Below are 15368 nucleotides of genomic sequence, written 5' to 3' on the forward strand. Positions count from 1 at the left end.
GCCAGCACGCCCGGCGCCGTCGGCGGCATCGCCAGCCGCATGCTCCAGGAGCGCGGCGTGATCTCGCGCAACATGCTGGATGCCATCGCCATCTGCCCGCCGCTGATCGTCACCAAGGCTCAGATCGACGAGCTGATCGCGGCCATTGCCGGTGTGTTGAACGACATGAAGCCGGAAGTGGCGAAGCTGACGCCGGCGTAGAGCGGCATCGGAGTTAGCTGACCCTCACCCTGAGGAGCGCGCTCTTTGCGCGCGTCTCGAAGGGCGGGGCCGAGGGCCGGGCCTTCATCCTTCGAGACGCGCGTTCAGCGCTCCTCAGGATGAGGGTTTGGCTCCGTCGGCGGTCGGGATGATCTCGCTGGCCGTCTACGCCCGCTGAACCCCGATCACGCGACCCTTCTCGATCGCCAGCGCCAGCTCGCCGCGCTTCAGTTTCAGCGCGGCATCGCCGAACAGCTCGCGGCGCCAGCCGCGCAAGGCGGGGACGTCGGCCTCATCGTCGGCTGCGATCTCTTCGAGATCGTCGACGGTGGCGATCACCTTGCTGGCGACCGCGTGGCGCTCCGCGGTCATGCGCAGCAGGACCTTCAACAGCTCGACGATGGCGGCGCCATTGTTGTTGTTGCGCGGCTTCTCCAGCTTCGGCAGCGTCGCAAAATCCCGCGCCAGCCCGCGCTCGACCGCGGCGACGATGTCCGCGCCCCATTTGGATTTCTCGAACCCCTTCGGCACCGAGCGCAGATGGGCGAGCTTCTCCAGCGTGTTCGGCGCGTGGGTCGCGATGTCGCTGATGGCTTCATCGCGCAGCACACGGCCGCGCGGCACGTCGCGGCTCTGCGCTTCCTGCTCGCGCCAGGCCGCGACCTCCATCAGGACCGCGAGGTCCTTGGGCTTGCGGACCCGCGTCTTCAGCCGTTCCCAGGCGCGCTCGGGGTGGAAGTCGTAAGTGCGGGGCGAGGTCAAAACCTCCATCTCGATGGAGACCCATTCGCTGCGGCGCCGCTTCTTGAGGTCGGCGTCGAGCGCGGCGAACACGTCGCGCAGGTGCGTGACGTCGGACACCGCGTAGTGCATCTGCTCTTTTGTCAGCGGCCGGCGCGACCAGTCGGTGAAGCGGTGGGTCTTGTCCGGGCGGTGGCCCGTGACCTTCTCGACCAACGCGTCATAGGCGATGCTGTCGCCATAGCCGAGCACCATGGCCGCGACCTGGGTGTCGAACACCGGGTGCGGGATGATGTTGGCCTGGTGCCAGATGATCTCGATGTCCTGGCGGGCGGCGTGGAATACCTTCAGCACGCCCTCGTTGCCCATCAGGTCGAAGAACGGCTTGAGGTCGATCCCCTCGGCTAGGGTGTCGATGACGATCGCTTCCTCGGGGCTGGCCATCTGCACCACGCACAGCAGCGGGTAGTAGGTGGTTTCGCGCAGGAACTCGGTATCGACTGTAATAACAGGGTGCTTGGCCAGCCGGCTGCAGGCAGCCGCGAGGTCAGCGGTGGTGGTAATTAAATCCATGAACGGCCCATGACACTTGGTATCAGCCGTTCTGCCGAAAGCGCTGTGATGTCAAGGGGCTCTAAGCGAATTCGAGCCTTGCATCGGGCCGGAATCGCCTGTTTCCGACGAAATTCCTATTCGTAACGGATCCGGTGCGAGGATTTGCGCGCGCAGGGCAGCGCCACCACGACCACGCACATGGCGACCAGCGCCAGCCCCAGGAACTCGAAAACCAACAGATCCACGGCGAAATCTCCAGAAACATTGATAGATTTGTCGGGGGTACGTTGACGGTCTGTTAATGCTCGTGGTTACCGGCCGCACGGCAAGCCGGATGGTGGACGGGGGGTTAACGGGGCGGGCTCGACCATCACCCCATGAGCTTCGGCAAGGCGGCAGCGAGCGCGTCCACGGCGGCACGGACTTTGGGCGGAATCCGGGGCGAACGGGGCCACAGCGCGTGGCATTCGTAGAGGAATTCGGGCTGGCCTTCGAAGAGGCCGACCAGCGCGCCGCTGTCGAGACGCTCGCGGACCAGCCAATAAGGCAGCCAGGCGAGACCCATGCCTTGCGCGGCGGCGTCCGCGATCGCCTCCATATCGTCGAGCCTCAGCCGGCCCGAAGGCATGATCTCGCGCGGCGGCTGGTCGGCTTGTGGAAACAGCCACGGCCGGACGCGTCCAGAGCGGCGATAGATGATCGCCTTATGCGCGGCGAGATCGTCGAGCGATTTCGGTTTGCCGTTGGCGCGCAAATAGGACCGCGCGCCGCACACCACCATACGCTGGCTTGCGATGCGCCGCGTGATCAGACCGGACTGGTCGTCGAGATCGCCGGTCCGGATCGCGAGATCGTAGCCGGCCTCGATGATGTCAGCTATGGGATCGCCGAAGGAGAGGTCGAGCTCGAGATGCGGATATTTTCGCGCGAGCGTCATCAGCAAGGGCGCGATGCAGTGCCGGCCCAGCAGGGCAGGCATGGTCACGCGCAGCCTGCCGCGCGGCTCGGAAAGCTCGTTGGCCACGACGGCGTCGGCAGCCTCGGCCTCGCTGAGTACCGTGCGGCAGCGCTCGTAATAGGCATGGCCAGCCTCGGTCAGGCTCTGGCGCCGCGTGGTGCGGTTGAGGAGGCGGACTCCGAGGCGCTCTTCGAGGAAGCGCACATGCTTGCCGACCATCGGCCCCGACATCTCCAGGGCGTCGGCCGCAGCCGCGAACGAGCCGAGATCGACGGCCCGGACGAATACGGCCATGCTGGCCAGGCGGTCCATGATTGAAAACTCCTGGTTTCGACTGTTCGCGTGTTTGGGTCATTTATCCACTGCGGCGGGATCGGCATAGCTCCATTCAGTTCAACTGTTTTGGAGTGTATTCCATGGCGCGCGTCGTTCGCTTTCACCGGCATGGCGGTCCCGAAGTGCTTTGTATCGAGACCGTCGACGTTCCGCCGCCGGCAAAGGGCGAGGTTCAGATCCGGGTCAGGGCGCTCGGCCTCAACCGTGCGGAGGCGCTGCTGCGGACGGGCACCTATATCGAGACCGCGACATTTCCGTCCGGCCTTGGCCTGGAGGCGGCGGGTATCGTCGAGGCCATCGGCGAAGGCGTGGCCGGTTTTGCACCGGGAGATGCGCTCAGCATCGTGCCGCCGCTGTCGATGGTGCGATGGCCGGCCTATGCCGAGCTCGCGACGTTTCCGGCCGAGCTCGTCGTGAAGCATCCGCCCGAGCTTGGCTTCGAGGCGGCGGCTGCGGTGTGGATGCAGTATCTGACGGCCTACGGCGCGCTGGTCGACATCGCCGGACTTGGGCGAGGGGATGTCGTCGCCGTCACGGCGGCATCGAGCAGTGTCGGGCTCGCGGCCATCCAGATCGCGAACCGGATCGGCGCGGTCCCGGTCGCCCTGACGCGGACCTCGACCAAGCAGCGCGCCTTGCGCGAGGCCGGCGCCGCCCACGTGATCGTCTCGGACGAGGAAGACATCGAAGCGCGGCTCGCGGAGATCGCCGGCTTTAACGGCGTCCGCGTGGTGTTTGACGCCGTCGGCGGTCCCGCATTCGAGCCGCTGACTGCGGCGATGGCGCCGGGCGGAATCCTGATCGAGTATGGCGGGCTAAGCCCCGCGCCGACGCCGTTCCCGCTCTTCAACGTGTTGACCAAGTGCCTGGTCCTGCGCGGCTACCTCGTGCACGAGATCATCCGCGATCCCGTGCGCCTTGCGAAAGCAAAGGCATTCATCCTCGACGGGTTGTCAGACGGCAGCTTGAAGCCGGTGATCGCCAGAACGTTCCCGTTCGAGGAGATCGTCGAGGCGCATCGCTTCCTGGAGTCGAACAATCAGTTCGGCAAGATCGTGGTGACGATCTAACCGCGCGCGGCGCGTGGCTTACGTCGCGGCGATCAGCCCCCCTCGAAGATTCTCTTGCGGGCATTTTCGACATGCGTGCGCATGGCGCGGCGGGCGCCGTCCTCGTCTTGTGCCTCGATGGCCTCGAACACGCGGCGATGCTCCTGCTGCCCTCTGAGAATGCGACCGCGCGGCTGAATGAGCGACAGGTTGCGGTTGAGATTGACGCCAATGGCGATCTGCTCCCTCAACGAGGTCAGCGTCTCGACAAAGAACCGGTTGCCGCTCGCCTCCGCAATCGTGCGGTGGAAGAGAAGATCTTCCTCGACACCAAGGCCGCCCTCGCGCCCTTGGGCGACCATCGTATCCAGCCTGGTCAGGACCTGCTGAATGCGGCGCAGGCTTTGCCTGTCCCGGTTGCGTGCGGCGAGGCCCGCGGCATCGCCCTCGACGGCCATCCGGAACACGAAGCAGCGCTGGATGTCGGGGATGCTACTGACAGGCGCGAAGTCGAAGGCATTGGCGGCCGGGCGCCGCGTCACGAACCAGCCCGCACCCTGGCGTGATGCGATCAGGCCGTCATCGCGCAATCGCGTCAGCGCCTCGCGAACGACGGGCCGTGAAACGCCGAGGAGTTCGGCGAGGCCATTCTCGGGCGGTAGCCGGCAGTTCACGGGAAGGATGCCGATCGCGATCTGACCGAGCACATGATCGTAGATCCGGTCGCTCAATCGTCCCGTCGAGGAGGAGAGCGGCAACTCCACGGATTTCATCGCAGGCTTTTTCAAATCCCGCTCCGCCCGGTTCTGCGTTCGGCTTCCAAACAAGTTTTTGACATTTCAGCCCGTGCACAAGGCGCTCGGCCGGCAGTTCGAAACAGCCAAAGAACAGACCGCTTGACAACCAGCGAAGATTTCGTCGATGCTTGCCTTACAAATAAATAACAAGTTGCGCAAAAAAATAAAGCGCTTGGGAGGCGAGAATGAAAACGAGGTCAGCAACCCCAATGGTCGCGGCCCTGGTGGGGGCGTGTCTCTGCAGCGGAGCCCTGGCCGCTCCGATCAGTCTTTCGATCATCGATACCGGCGGTGACCTGGCCTCGGTGCAGGCCATCATCGAGAACTACAAGAAGGCGAATCCGGACAAGGTCAGCGAGATCAAGATCCAGCGCGCGCCGGCGCCGGAGCTTCCGGCCAAGATCAAGGCGCAGCAGGACGCCGGACGCCTCGATATCAATCTGGTGCTGACCGGGCAGGATGGCGGCGCGCTGCTGGCCCAGAACGGCCAGCTCATCGCCATCCCCGATTATCAGAAGACCTTTCCGCGCGACGGCCTCACCGATGCGGGCAAGGCGCTTTACGACGAGGGCAAGGGCGTCCTCATTCCGTCAGTCGGCAATGCCGGTGGACCGGTGCTGATCTACAATCCGGCGAAGGTGCCGAGCCCGCCGAAGACCGCGCAGGAATTGCTGACTTGGGTGAAGGCGAACCCGGGCAAATTCATGTATGCGCGCCCGGCGAACAGCGGGCCGGGCCGCGCGATCCTCCAGGGCTTTGCCTTCATTCTTGGGGACTCCAAGCCGCTCGACCCCGAAAAGGGCTGGGACAAGAGCTGGGATTTCCTGAAAGAGCTCGGCAAGTCCGTCGAATATTATCCGACCGGTACCGCGATCACGTTGAAGGAGTTCGCCCAGGGGCAGCGCTGGATGATCGCCGGGATCATGGAATGGGACATGAAGCCGCGCGCGCAGAGCGTGATCCCGCCGGACTCGAAGATCGCAATCTTGGAGAACACCACGTTCGTGGTGGACGGTCACTATTGGTGCATCCCGAAGGGCGTGCCGCAGGAACAGGTCGATGTCATCGTCGACCTCATGAAGTTCATGTGGAAGCCGGAGCAGCAGGCGCTCACCTGGAAGGCCTTCATCGGGCCGGTCGTGAAGGCCGCAGCCCTGGCATCGGCACCCAAGGATATCCAGGACGAGGTGAAGGAGTTCTGGCGTCCTGAATATGATCAGATCGGGACCAAATGGAAAGTATCGCCTCCGCTGGGCGTGACCGAGCTGAGCTACGCGATGGAACGGTGGGACCGTGAGGTCGGCGCCGATCAGGTCAAGAAATAACAATAACCGGGACCAAGACGCGAGGGCGCGCAGGTGCGGCCCTCGCGCGCGTATGCGGGGCGGGGAATGGCCGACTCTATCGATAAACTGCAGATGTCGATCACCAAGCGTTATGGCGGCAAGGTGGTGCTCGACCACTTTCCGCTGGAGATCGGCGGCCGCGAGTTCGTCACCTTCCTGGGGCCGAGCGGGTGCGGAAAGTCCACGGCGCTCGGCATCATCGCGGGGCTGGTGCCGCCGAGCGACGGCGAGATCCATCTCAACGGACGACGGATTGACGATGTCTCGCCCGAAAAGCGCGGGTTCGGCATGGTGTTCCAGAACTACGCGCTGTTTCCGCATCTGACTGTGTTCGGCAACGTCGCCTTCGGCCTCTCTCTCCAGAAGCGACCGTCCGCGGAAATCGAGCAGCGCGTGCGGGACATGCTCGGTCTGGTGCGTCTTGCCGGTTATGAAGACCGCTATCCCGGTCAGCTCTCGGGCGGACAGCAGCAGCGTGTCGCCATCGCGCGCGCTCTTGTGCTGCATCCTCGGTTGATGCTGTTCGACGAGCCGTTGTCCAACCTCGATGCAAAGCTCCGCGTCGAGATGCGCGCCGAGATCAAGCAGCTGCACGCACAGCTCGGCCTGACCTCCATCTACGTCACCCACGACCAGGCCGAAGCTCTCTCGCTCTCCGACCGCATCGTCGTGCTGCGCGAAGGTGTGCTCATGCAAGTCGGGACGCCGCAGGAAATCCACGACCGTCCCAAGAACGTCTTCGTGGCGGATTTCATGGGCTTTCGAAATTTCCTCGATGTGACGCTCGGCAAGGAAGCGGGCGGTATGATCGAAGCCGGTTTCAAGGGGCAAATCTTGCAGGCCAGGGCCAGGGATAGTTTCCGCCCGGGCGAGCACGCCGTTCTGGCGATCCGGCCGGAAGATGTGCGTCTCGGCAAGTCCGGTGATGGCGTCAATGTGCTGCGCGGCAAGGTCGAGCTGGTCGAATATCTCGGACGCGAGCAGGAGGCCGAGATCGCGCTCGATGGCGGCGCAAGGCTCTGGGTCCGCTCGCACGAGAAGCTCCTATTGGGCGAGATGCTGGATCTGACCTTGCCGGCGGACAAATTCGTCCTGCTGCGTCGCGAGTGAGGGGACAGGTCGTGGCTCGCATCCGCTCTGATTCCCGCAGCGAACTGGACCTCGTCGCGATCCTCTGTCTTGCGCCGTCGCTGCTCTACGTGCTCGCGATGTTCGTCTACCCGTTCCTCTACGGAATCTACATCAGCTTGCAGCCGAAGAAGCGCGACGCCGGAATATTCTCGAACTATGTCGCGTTCTTCAACGACGCCTACCAGTACAACACGATCAAGACGACCTTCATGTTGGCGTTGCCGACGACGGTCGCGGTCGTGTTGGCTGCGCTGTTCCTCGCATACGGCATGCGGCGTGGCATCTGGTTCGAGCGTACCATCACGACCATTCTCGTGCTTCCGATCTCGCTCGGTGTCGTCTTCCTGTCGGAAGGGATCCTCGGCTTCTACGGCCACAATGGCTGGCTCAACCAACTGCTGCTCGCCGCCGGGTTGATCGAGAACCCGCTCGAGCTGACGCATAATTCCATAGGCGTCACCTTCTCGCTGTTCATGCAGAACTTTCCGTTCTGCTTCCTGATGTTGCTCGGTTACATCTCCGGCATCGACCCGAGCCTGGAGAGCTCCGCCCGCATGCTGGGCGCCGGGCCCTGGACCATCTTCCGGCGCGTCATGTTCCCGTTGATCGCACCGGGCCTGATCATCGCGTTTGCCCTGGTCTTCGTTATGAGCTTTGCCGTGTTTCCATCCGCGGTGATGGTTGGCCAGCCGGCCGGTTCGACGCGGACAATCTCGATCGCGGCCTACCAGCAGGCCTTCGAGCAATATGACATGTCCTACGCGTCCGCGATCGCGGTCATCATGGGGCTCTGCCAGCTCGCGGCGCTGGTGGTCATCGTGCTGGTGCGCCGCCGTATGACCATTGCCACGACCATGGGCGTCGGCAAACGCTGAGGGGACCAATGCGCGGACGGATGTGGAAGCTGGCGATCTACCTGTTCCTGCTGGGGTTCATCCTCAACCTGCTCGGAATCGTGACGCATGTCGTGGTGAGCTCGTTCGCCAAACGCTGGTTCGGCAAGCCGTTGCCGCCGGCGTTCACGACGGATTGGTTTACCTACGCCTGGCGGGAGTTCGAGCTCTCCCATGTTCTCTTCATCACGCTGTTCATCGCGCTGGCCGTGGTCTTCATCGCGCTCGCGATCGGATTTCCGGCGGCCTACGTGCTGGCGCGGCGGAATTTCAACGCCAAGCCGGTCCTGCTGCTGCTCTACTTCCTGCCGCTACTGATCCCGCAGATGACCTACGGCATTCCGCTTGCGACGACGCTTTATGGGTTTGGTGTCGGCGGGACGGTCATTGGCGTCATTCTCGCCGTGCTCGTCCCCATGGTTCCTCTTGCGGTCTTCGTCCTGTTGCCGTTCTTCGAGCAGATCAGCTTGAACCTTGAATGGTCGGCCCAGATGCTCGGCGCGAGCCGGCTGCAGATATTCCGCCGCATCCTGTTGCCGCTGATGCTGCCCGGCATTTTGACAGCGGGCCTGCTGGTTCTCGTGAATACGATCTCGAACTTCGAGCTGGCGTTTCTGCTTGCGGGCGGGGGATCGCAGACCCTGGTCGTGGCGCTCTATTACAACGTCTTTGCCGGCGGTGTGCGGCCGGTCTATTCGATCGATGCGATGGCTGTCATCTACATGTGCACCGTCATGGCCGTGCTGCTGGTCGCATTGCGGTTCGTGCGTCCGACGCAGATGGTGTTCAGGCTCGACGGCAGGCGCAACTGACACAATCACGACCCCTGAAATGATTTCGGCGCCCCACACAGTGGAGCGCCGAGGTTGTTGTTTGGTTGATCGTCGGCCTTACGGCAGCTTCAGCGAGGTCTCTGCATTGTACGGCTTCAGCGTCTCGTCGGCGGCCTTCTGGGCAGCGACCAAGGCCTCCTTCGGCTGCTTCTTGCCGTTGAGAACCAGCATGACCTCGTCCTCGAGCGTCTTGCGGACCGGGACGGTCTTGTAGGTCGCGAACCAGGGTTTTGCGACGTCGAGCTGCTCGACGGCGGTCTTGGCGTCCGGGTTCTTGTTCAGGAATTCGACCATGTCAGGCGTCTTGTAGGCGGCCATGTTGGGCGCGAAATAGCCGGTGGCGCGGCTCCACCATGCGCTCTTCTCGGGCGAGGTCATCCACTTGATGAGCGTCCAGGCGGCCTTCTGCTTGTCGGCCTCGACGCCGGCCGGAACGATCAGGGAGGCGCCGCCGATCGGCACGGCGTTGCGGACGTTGCGCGGGATGAACGCGACCTTGTAGTTGAACTTGGCGTTGTCGCGCACATAGGTCAGCGAGCCCGTGGACAGCATCATCATAGCGGCATTGCCGGAGATGAAGGAGGTGCTGACGGCCGGGCCGGGCGTGGCGCCGGGCGCATGAACCTTGTGCTTGTAGACGAGGTCGTTCCACCAGGTCAGCGCGCCCAGCATCGAGGGCGTGTCGTAATAGACCTCGCCGCCGAACTCCTCATTGTAGTAGCGCCCGCCATTGGTCATGGTGAGCGTTTCTATCATCCAGCCGCAATAGTCATAGGCGCAGGGGATCGCGATGCCCCATTGGGTGACCTTGTCGCCTTCGCGCTTGGTGAGCTTCTTGGCCCAGTCGGTGAGTTCGGCCCAGGTCTGCGGCGGCTTGTTCGGGTCAAGGCCGGCTTCCTTGGCCTTGTCGGCGTTGATGTAGAGCAGCGGCGTCGAATTGTGGAAGGGCACGCCGTAGACCGAGCGGTTGATCACCGCGTTGCCTTGCAACGCGGGGAAGAACTGGCCGAGGAACTGGTCCTTGGTGGTGCCGTCGGCGGCGATCAGGCCGTCGAGATTGGTGAGCTCGTTCTCGATCTGCATGTCGAGCAGGAAGTTCGCGGACATGATCACGGCAGCCGGCGGCTTGCCGGCCTTGATCGAGGCGCGCGTCTTGATCAGCGTGTCGTCATAGGAGCCGGTGTAGACCGCAGTCGCCTTGATGGCGGGATGAGTCTCGTTGAACTCCTTGATCAAGGTGCCCATGTCGCGTGCGAGCTTGCCGTCGACGGGGACGGGGAAGAACAGGTCGATCTCGGTCGGACCTTCGGCCATCGCCGGGACGGCGAGGGCGCCGGCCATAGAGCCTGCCATGGCAAGGCCAAGCATGAGCCTGCGGGTAAACAGCATCGAAAAATCTCCTATTTGATGCCTGAGGTGACGAAAGAGCTGATGAAGCGTTTCTGGAAGATCAGGAAGGTGATGAGTAGCGGCGCGATCACCATCAGCGTGCCGGCGGCAATCGTGCCCCAGGCCTGCGTGCCTTCGGCGGTCGCGGTGAAGACGGACAGGCCGACCGTGAGCGGCCGCTTGTCCGGCGAATTGATCACCATCAGCGGCCACAGGAAGTCGTTCCAGTGGCTGGTGACGGAGATAATGGCGAAGGCCGAGAAGCTCGGCATCGACAGCGGCACGTAGATGTGGCGGATGCGCTGGAGAAGGCTGGCGCCGTCGATCAGGGCGGCGTCTTCCAGCTCGGTCGGAATGGCTTCAAAAGCCTGCCGCATCAGGAAGGTGCCGAAGGCCGAGGCGAAGAACGGCATCATCACGCCGGTGAGCGTGTCGTAGAGCCCGAGTTGCGCCACCAGGCTCAAATTCGGCACGATCAGCAGCACCGGCACCAGCATCAGCTGCATCAGGAACAAATAGAAGATCAGCGTCTTGCCGGCGAATTCGAGCCGCGCAAAGGCAAAGCCGGCCAGCGTGATCGTGACGAACTGCACCAGCAGGATGCCGGTGCAGATGATCGTGGTGTTGAGGGTGTAACGCGGAAAATCGCCGATCTCCCAGGCATCCCTGATATTGTCGAGCGTGGGCTTGAGGCTCGGCATCAGCTCGGCCATCGTGTTGATGCCGTCGGACGCCGGGCGCAGCGTCGCCACGCCCATCCACAGGAACGGGATCAGCCAGACGATCGCGAGCAGCACGGTCAGCAGAAAGCCGAGCTTTGGCGTGATCTCACGGCGCGTGGCGAGCGGGGCGTCCCTAAGCAGCCAGTCGATCAACGTCATGCTCCGCCCTCACGATTGGCCATCGTCCGGAAGGAGAGCGCGGTGAGGCCCATCAGCGCCGCAAGCGTCAGCAGCGTCGCCGCCGAGGCCTTGCCGATGTCGTAATGCTCAACCGCCTGCTGGTAGATGTAGAACAGCACGAGATTGGTCGAATTGGACGGCCCGCCCTTGGTCATGACGAAGACGTGGTCGACCTGCGTGACCGCGTTGAGCGTGGCGATGACGATGACGAACAGGAAGGTGGGCTTGAGCTCCGGCAGGATGATGTAGCGCAGCCGCATGAACGGGCCGGCACCGTCGAGATGCGCGGCTTCCATGACATCCTCGGGCACGGCCTGGAGGCCGGCGAGGAAGAAAAGCATGTAGTAGCCGGCGTTCTTCCAGATGGTGATCACCATGATCGCAGTGAGCGCGATGTCGGGGTCGCCGAGCCAGTTCGGCACCACCGGAAGCAGGCGTCCGATGTAGTAGTCGAGCAGGCCGACATTGGGCAGGAAGATGAACAGGAATAGCGCGGAGGCCGCGACCATTGGGATCAGCACCGGCAGGAACAATGCGGCGCGCAGCGCGCTGCTCACCGCATTGGTGCGCGACAGCGCCAGCGCGAACAGCAGTGCAAGTCCAATGCTCGGGATCGCCGTGCCGATGGCGTAGACGAGATTGTTGACGACCGCGCCGGTGAAGGCGGGATCGGCAAGCACCGCGGCTATATTGTCGAGGCCGACGAAGCGGACCGGTGCCTTCGGGGTGGCGCGCTGGTAGAGCGCGTCGATGAGCACGCGGCCCATCGCGCCATAAGTGAACAGCGCGAGGAAGACCAGCGAGGGCAACAGCAGCAGATAGGCGGGCAGCGAGGCTTTGAAGCGGCCAAGAAACCGCTTCAGGACGTGCAAACGCGGTGCCGCCGAAGTCGCGACCGGGAGAGCCGCGGGTTCAGCGAGGCTCATCTCATCGCGCCGGGAAATTGAGCGCATAGTCGCGGTCGTTCATTCCCGTCGGTGCGGCGAATGGAAAGCGCAGACTGGTGTCGAGGAAGTCGTGGCTGTGCACGACCAGGTTCTCGCCGTCGATCAGCACCACGCCATAGGCGGGCGGCTCATGGCTGGCGAGATGGTCGGTGGCGGAAGCGTCAAGCTCGAACCAGACCTGGTGGTTGGTGCCGCGGAGCGTCGAGAACGGGATCTTGCCGTAGCTGCCGAAGATCGGCCGATGCACGTGGCCGAAGAAGAGGTGACGGATGCGTGCACGGTAGGGCGCGATCACTTCGGCGAATTCGCCGCTCTGGGCCAGTGCGATCTCGTCCATCGCGTGGACGCCGACCGGGAAGGGCGGATGATGCATGAAGACGACGAACGGCATGTCGGCGGGCGCGGCCGCCAGCGTGCTCGCGAGCCAGCCGAGGCGCTTGGCGCACATCTCGCCGGCGTGGCTGGTCTCGTCCAGCGTGTCCAGGAACACGAACAGGCCGTGCTCGGTGGTGCGCGTGCCCTGGACGAAGCCGTTCGGATCGCGCGGGGCGGCCTTCAGGCCGTCGAGGCAGGCCACGCGCTTGTCGTGATTGCCGACCATGGCGATGTAAGGGATCTTTAGCGCGGCCATCGCCTCGGCGAAATTGGCGTAGGATTCAGGTTCGCCCCAATGGGTGAGGTCGCCGGTCACGACGGCGAAGGCGGCATCGGACTGGTGCTTGTTGATGTCGGCAACCGCCGCATCCAGCCGGGCGCGCGGATCGAGGCCATAGAGCTTCAGTCCGGGGTTCGCGAGATGCGTGTCGGTGATGTGGATGAACTTGAAGGGCATGGCGCGTCAGAACTGTTGGAGGATGGGCGCCTCCGGCAGGACGTCCCTGACAGGCCGTTAGAACGCGAGTGTTTCAGTTTGATGACAGCGGTTCCCGCGGCGCGTGGAAGGTGTGGACATGCTTGGGACGACCGGGCGAGCGTACCCTGGAGCCGAATGACCTCTCACGATTGAGGTGCAAGATACGATCTACCTTGCCGCGAAGATGCGGTCATGGTTTGCTCATGCCGCTCACCGAATTTGCATCACGAGACCTCCGAATGTTGCCGCCGCGTGTTCTCCACAAGCTGGGTTTGCTTGCTGCCTTTCTGCTGCCAGTCGTTCTCTGTGCGATCCCCGAAGCGGCCCGCGCCGAATTCAATTTCGCCCGCTACAAGGAGACCGATCTCGACGAATTCCTGGCACGGCGGCGACCGGCCAGCGGCCTCGACGTCTACCCGATGTCGCCGCTGAAGCTCGACGTCACGCTGGCCTCCCACGGGGAGCCGTGCACAAGCGGTGCGCTCAAACGATCGCTGATCATGAGCGGCATGCCCAAGACCGACGCCGACGGCTTGCAGGCGACCAACTGCATCATGGTCCGCTCCGCCAAGGGGCGCGAGCTCAAGGTCTTCATCCAGGATGTGGTGTACGGTTTTCTCCCGAACGAGGTGGCGGTCGGGGATAAGCTGTCGCTCTATACGATCCATGCCTTCACGTCGCCGGAGGGGCCGGGACTGCTGGTCAATGAATTCCTGACCCCGCGCAGCTTTCCGCGCGCCGACAAGCCTGCAGACAAGACGATGACCTCCTGTGGATGCTGGACCCAGGACGAGCATCCCGGCGTCGACTTCACCATGGACAAGGCAGGCGGCCCGGTGGCGGCGATGGCGGACGGCGTTGTCGTCAAAATCGAGGCCAGCGAGCAGGCGCCGGCCGACCTGCCCGTGATCGGCGGTTGCGGCCGCTACGTCGTGCTCAAGCACACCTATCCCAACGGCGGCGTCGTCTACACGCGCTACGTTCAGCTCGGTCGCATTGTCGGGCCGAAGGGAGAGGCGCTTGCGGTGGGCGCAAGCGTCAAGGCAAAGGACGCAATCGGCGAGATCGGCCCGAACAAGGTGCTGCATTTCGAGATCCGCCCCGTCGCGCCTGGCACAACGACGACGGACAAGGCCTGGACCGAGCGCTACGCCAACGTGCCCGACATGGAGTGGTCACGCTACGATCCCGTCGATCCGCAAAAGTTCGACGCGGCGTCGTTCGGCGGGGTGCGCAAGGCGACGAAGTAGGGCGAGGCGGCTGTCGTAGAAATCTTACGTTTCTTGTTGTCATTCAGGGGACGCGTCGGCCGCTTCGACCATGTGTTTCGCTTCCTGGTCCCGCTGATTGTTATTCATGCCGCGGTGATTGCGATCGTCCCGCCGCTCCAGTTCGGCGTCGTGTTTGGCTCCCTCGTGCTGCTCTCGCTCTGGCCAGTTGCAGTGCAGCATCGGGTCTTTACGCGGATGGGTTGCAGGGGGTATAGAGCTGCCCCTGGAGCCAAGAAAATGGAACGCTCGCCTAGAGATTGCTGTGCCCTTTGCGGCAACACTGAATTTCATCCAAAACTGACGATCAGCCGCAAGGGTGATGACTTCTCTATCGTCCAGTGCGGCGGCTGCGGGCATGTCTTCGTTGCCGATCCGCCGGCGGACACAGCCAACCACGTCGAGATCGAGAAGATCGACTGGGCGTTCCGGCCACGACATCACCAGATCAGGCGGCTCATCCTCGCGCACCTCAAGTCCGGTCAACGGGTACTCGAGATCGGCTGCGGGCGTGGCGAGGTCGGTTACCTGTTGCGCGACGATCCCGTCGTCTATCAGGGCTACGAGCCGGCACGCGGGCTTTCCGACTTTGGTATCCGTGCCGGCGTACCGATAGTTCAAGAAATTTTCCGCGGCGGCGATATGGCCGATGCGATCGTGATTGACAACGTCATCGAGCACGTCGCCGAGCCGCGACAGATGATTGAAGTGGCGGCGAGGTCATTGCGGCCCGGCGGCCTCATGATCGTCATCACCCCAAATGTGCATGACGTGCGGGCGGTCTTCCCGCAGTTTCGAAAACGGCATCTGTGGATCCCGCCCGATCACATCAATTACTTCTCGGCGCGGGATATCGATTTCATTTTCACAGCAGCCAACCTGCCGCAACCGCAACGCTTCCGGTTCTTCCCACTCAGCCTAAAGGATTATCGCTTCTTCCCGCGCGCATTTTCCGAAACGCTTGGCCTGTCGATCTTCGGTCACAACGTGTTTGCGATCAGGAATTGAAGTTCCTTTTGAAGAAGGATGTCGCTGCTGACGTTCGATCCGCCCGAGGATTGATCGTTGCAACGTTCCACGTGAATCCGGAGCGGGTGTTGCCAATGTTGGTGTTCGGGGTGGTGAGGACGTCATCAACAGCATAGCCAGGACACGGCATCGCTATGCTG

Annotated in this window: 14 protein-coding genes and 1 pseudogene; 8 read left to right on the forward strand and 7 right to left on the reverse strand. The window is 63.2% G+C overall.

The features are described from left to right. Positions 1 to 201: pseudogene (locus tag AC5ZFO_RS40765) on the forward strand (aspartate aminotransferase family protein); the annotation flags it as partial. Positions 202 to 366: 165 nt separating this feature from the next. Here the strand turns inward: AC5ZFO_RS40765 and rnd are convergent. Beyond that, on the reverse strand, positions 367 to 1515 hold the full coding sequence (rnd, locus tag AC5ZFO_RS40770; protein WP_282522364.1) for a ribonuclease D: 1149 nt from the start codon (positions 1513 to 1515) through the stop codon (positions 367 to 369). A 352-nt stretch (positions 1516 to 1867) separates the two neighbouring features. Further along, entirely contained in the window at positions 1868 to 2767 is a 900-nt protein-coding gene (locus tag AC5ZFO_RS40775) for a LysR family transcriptional regulator (RefSeq protein WP_282522365.1), read from the reverse strand. Positions 2768 to 2871: 104 nt separating this feature from the next. Here AC5ZFO_RS40775 and AC5ZFO_RS40780 point away from each other — a divergent pair, with 104 nt between their 5' ends. Next, a complete protein-coding gene (locus AC5ZFO_RS40780) occupies positions 2872 to 3861 on the forward strand; it encodes a zinc-dependent alcohol dehydrogenase family protein (protein ID WP_496123623.1) in 990 nt (329 codons plus the stop codon). 32 nt (positions 3862 to 3893) lie between these two features. On the opposite strand, the gene AC5ZFO_RS40785 is transcribed toward AC5ZFO_RS40780, so the two are convergent. Then, the gene (locus AC5ZFO_RS40785; RefSeq protein ID WP_282522367.1) at positions 3894 to 4628 is read right to left on the reverse strand and encodes a FadR/GntR family transcriptional regulator; all 735 of its coding nucleotides are present in this window, start codon (positions 4626 to 4628) and stop codon (positions 3894 to 3896) included. Positions 4629 to 4822: 194 nt separating this feature from the next. On the opposite strand from AC5ZFO_RS40785, the gene AC5ZFO_RS40790 reads away from it, so the two are divergent. The 4 genes from AC5ZFO_RS40790 to AC5ZFO_RS40805 all read left to right on the forward strand — a co-directional run bounded on the left by AC5ZFO_RS40790 (position 4823) and on the right by AC5ZFO_RS40805 (position 8819). Then, positions 4823 to 5962, forward strand: coding sequence for an ABC transporter substrate-binding protein (locus AC5ZFO_RS40790; protein WP_496123624.1), 1140 nt, complete (start codon positions 4823 to 4825; stop codon positions 5960 to 5962). Between the two features lie 66 nt (positions 5963 to 6028). Beyond that, a complete protein-coding gene (locus AC5ZFO_RS40795) occupies positions 6029 to 7093 on the forward strand; it encodes an ABC transporter ATP-binding protein (protein ID WP_496123625.1) in 1065 nt (354 codons plus the stop codon). Between the two features lie 11 nt (positions 7094 to 7104). Continuing rightward, entirely contained in the window at positions 7105 to 7989 is an 885-nt protein-coding gene (locus AC5ZFO_RS40800) for an ABC transporter permease (protein WP_282522370.1), read from the forward strand. Positions 7990 to 7997: 8 nt separating this feature from the next. Further along, positions 7998 to 8819 (forward strand): ABC transporter permease, encoded by an 822-nt coding sequence (locus AC5ZFO_RS40805; RefSeq protein ID WP_282522371.1) that lies wholly within the window; start codon positions 7998 to 8000, stop codon positions 8817 to 8819. A gap of 78 nt (positions 8820 to 8897) precedes the next feature. On the opposite strand, the gene AC5ZFO_RS40810 is transcribed toward AC5ZFO_RS40805, so the two are convergent. Genes AC5ZFO_RS40810 through AC5ZFO_RS40825 form a run of 4 tightly spaced genes read right to left on the reverse strand, consistent with a single transcriptional unit; the run spans position 8898 to position 12910 of the window. Then, complete coding sequence (locus AC5ZFO_RS40810; RefSeq protein WP_282522372.1) at positions 8898 to 10229, reverse strand: ABC transporter substrate-binding protein; 1332 nt, start codon at positions 10227 to 10229, stop codon at positions 8898 to 8900. Between the two features lie 11 nt (positions 10230 to 10240). Further along, positions 10241 to 11110 (reverse strand): carbohydrate ABC transporter permease, encoded by an 870-nt coding sequence (locus AC5ZFO_RS40815; RefSeq protein WP_282522373.1) that lies wholly within the window; start codon positions 11108 to 11110, stop codon positions 10241 to 10243. Beyond that, positions 11107 to 12057 (reverse strand): carbohydrate ABC transporter permease, encoded by a 951-nt coding sequence (locus AC5ZFO_RS40820; protein WP_496123626.1) that lies wholly within the window; start codon positions 12055 to 12057, stop codon positions 11107 to 11109. Before AC5ZFO_RS40820 ends, AC5ZFO_RS40815 begins: the two co-directional genes overlap by 4 nt. Position 12058: 1 nt before the next feature. Continuing rightward, positions 12059 to 12910, reverse strand: coding sequence for a phosphodiesterase (locus AC5ZFO_RS40825; protein ID WP_282522375.1), 852 nt, complete (start codon positions 12908 to 12910; stop codon positions 12059 to 12061). A gap of 260 nt (positions 12911 to 13170) precedes the next feature. On the opposite strand from AC5ZFO_RS40825, the gene AC5ZFO_RS40830 reads away from it, so the two are divergent. Next, positions 13171 to 14181 (forward strand): M23 family metallopeptidase, encoded by a 1011-nt coding sequence (locus AC5ZFO_RS40830; protein WP_282522376.1) that lies wholly within the window; start codon positions 13171 to 13173, stop codon positions 14179 to 14181. Between the two features lie 33 nt (positions 14182 to 14214). Then, positions 14215 to 15207 carry a class I SAM-dependent methyltransferase gene (locus AC5ZFO_RS40835; RefSeq protein ID WP_282522377.1) on the forward strand — a complete coding sequence of 331 codons (993 nt, stop codon included), beginning with the start codon at positions 14215 to 14217 and terminating at the stop codon, positions 15205 to 15207. Positions 15208 to 15368 lie beyond the last annotated feature (161 nt).

The sequence above is a fragment of the Bradyrhizobium sp. Unk1 genome, assembly GCF_059512345.1.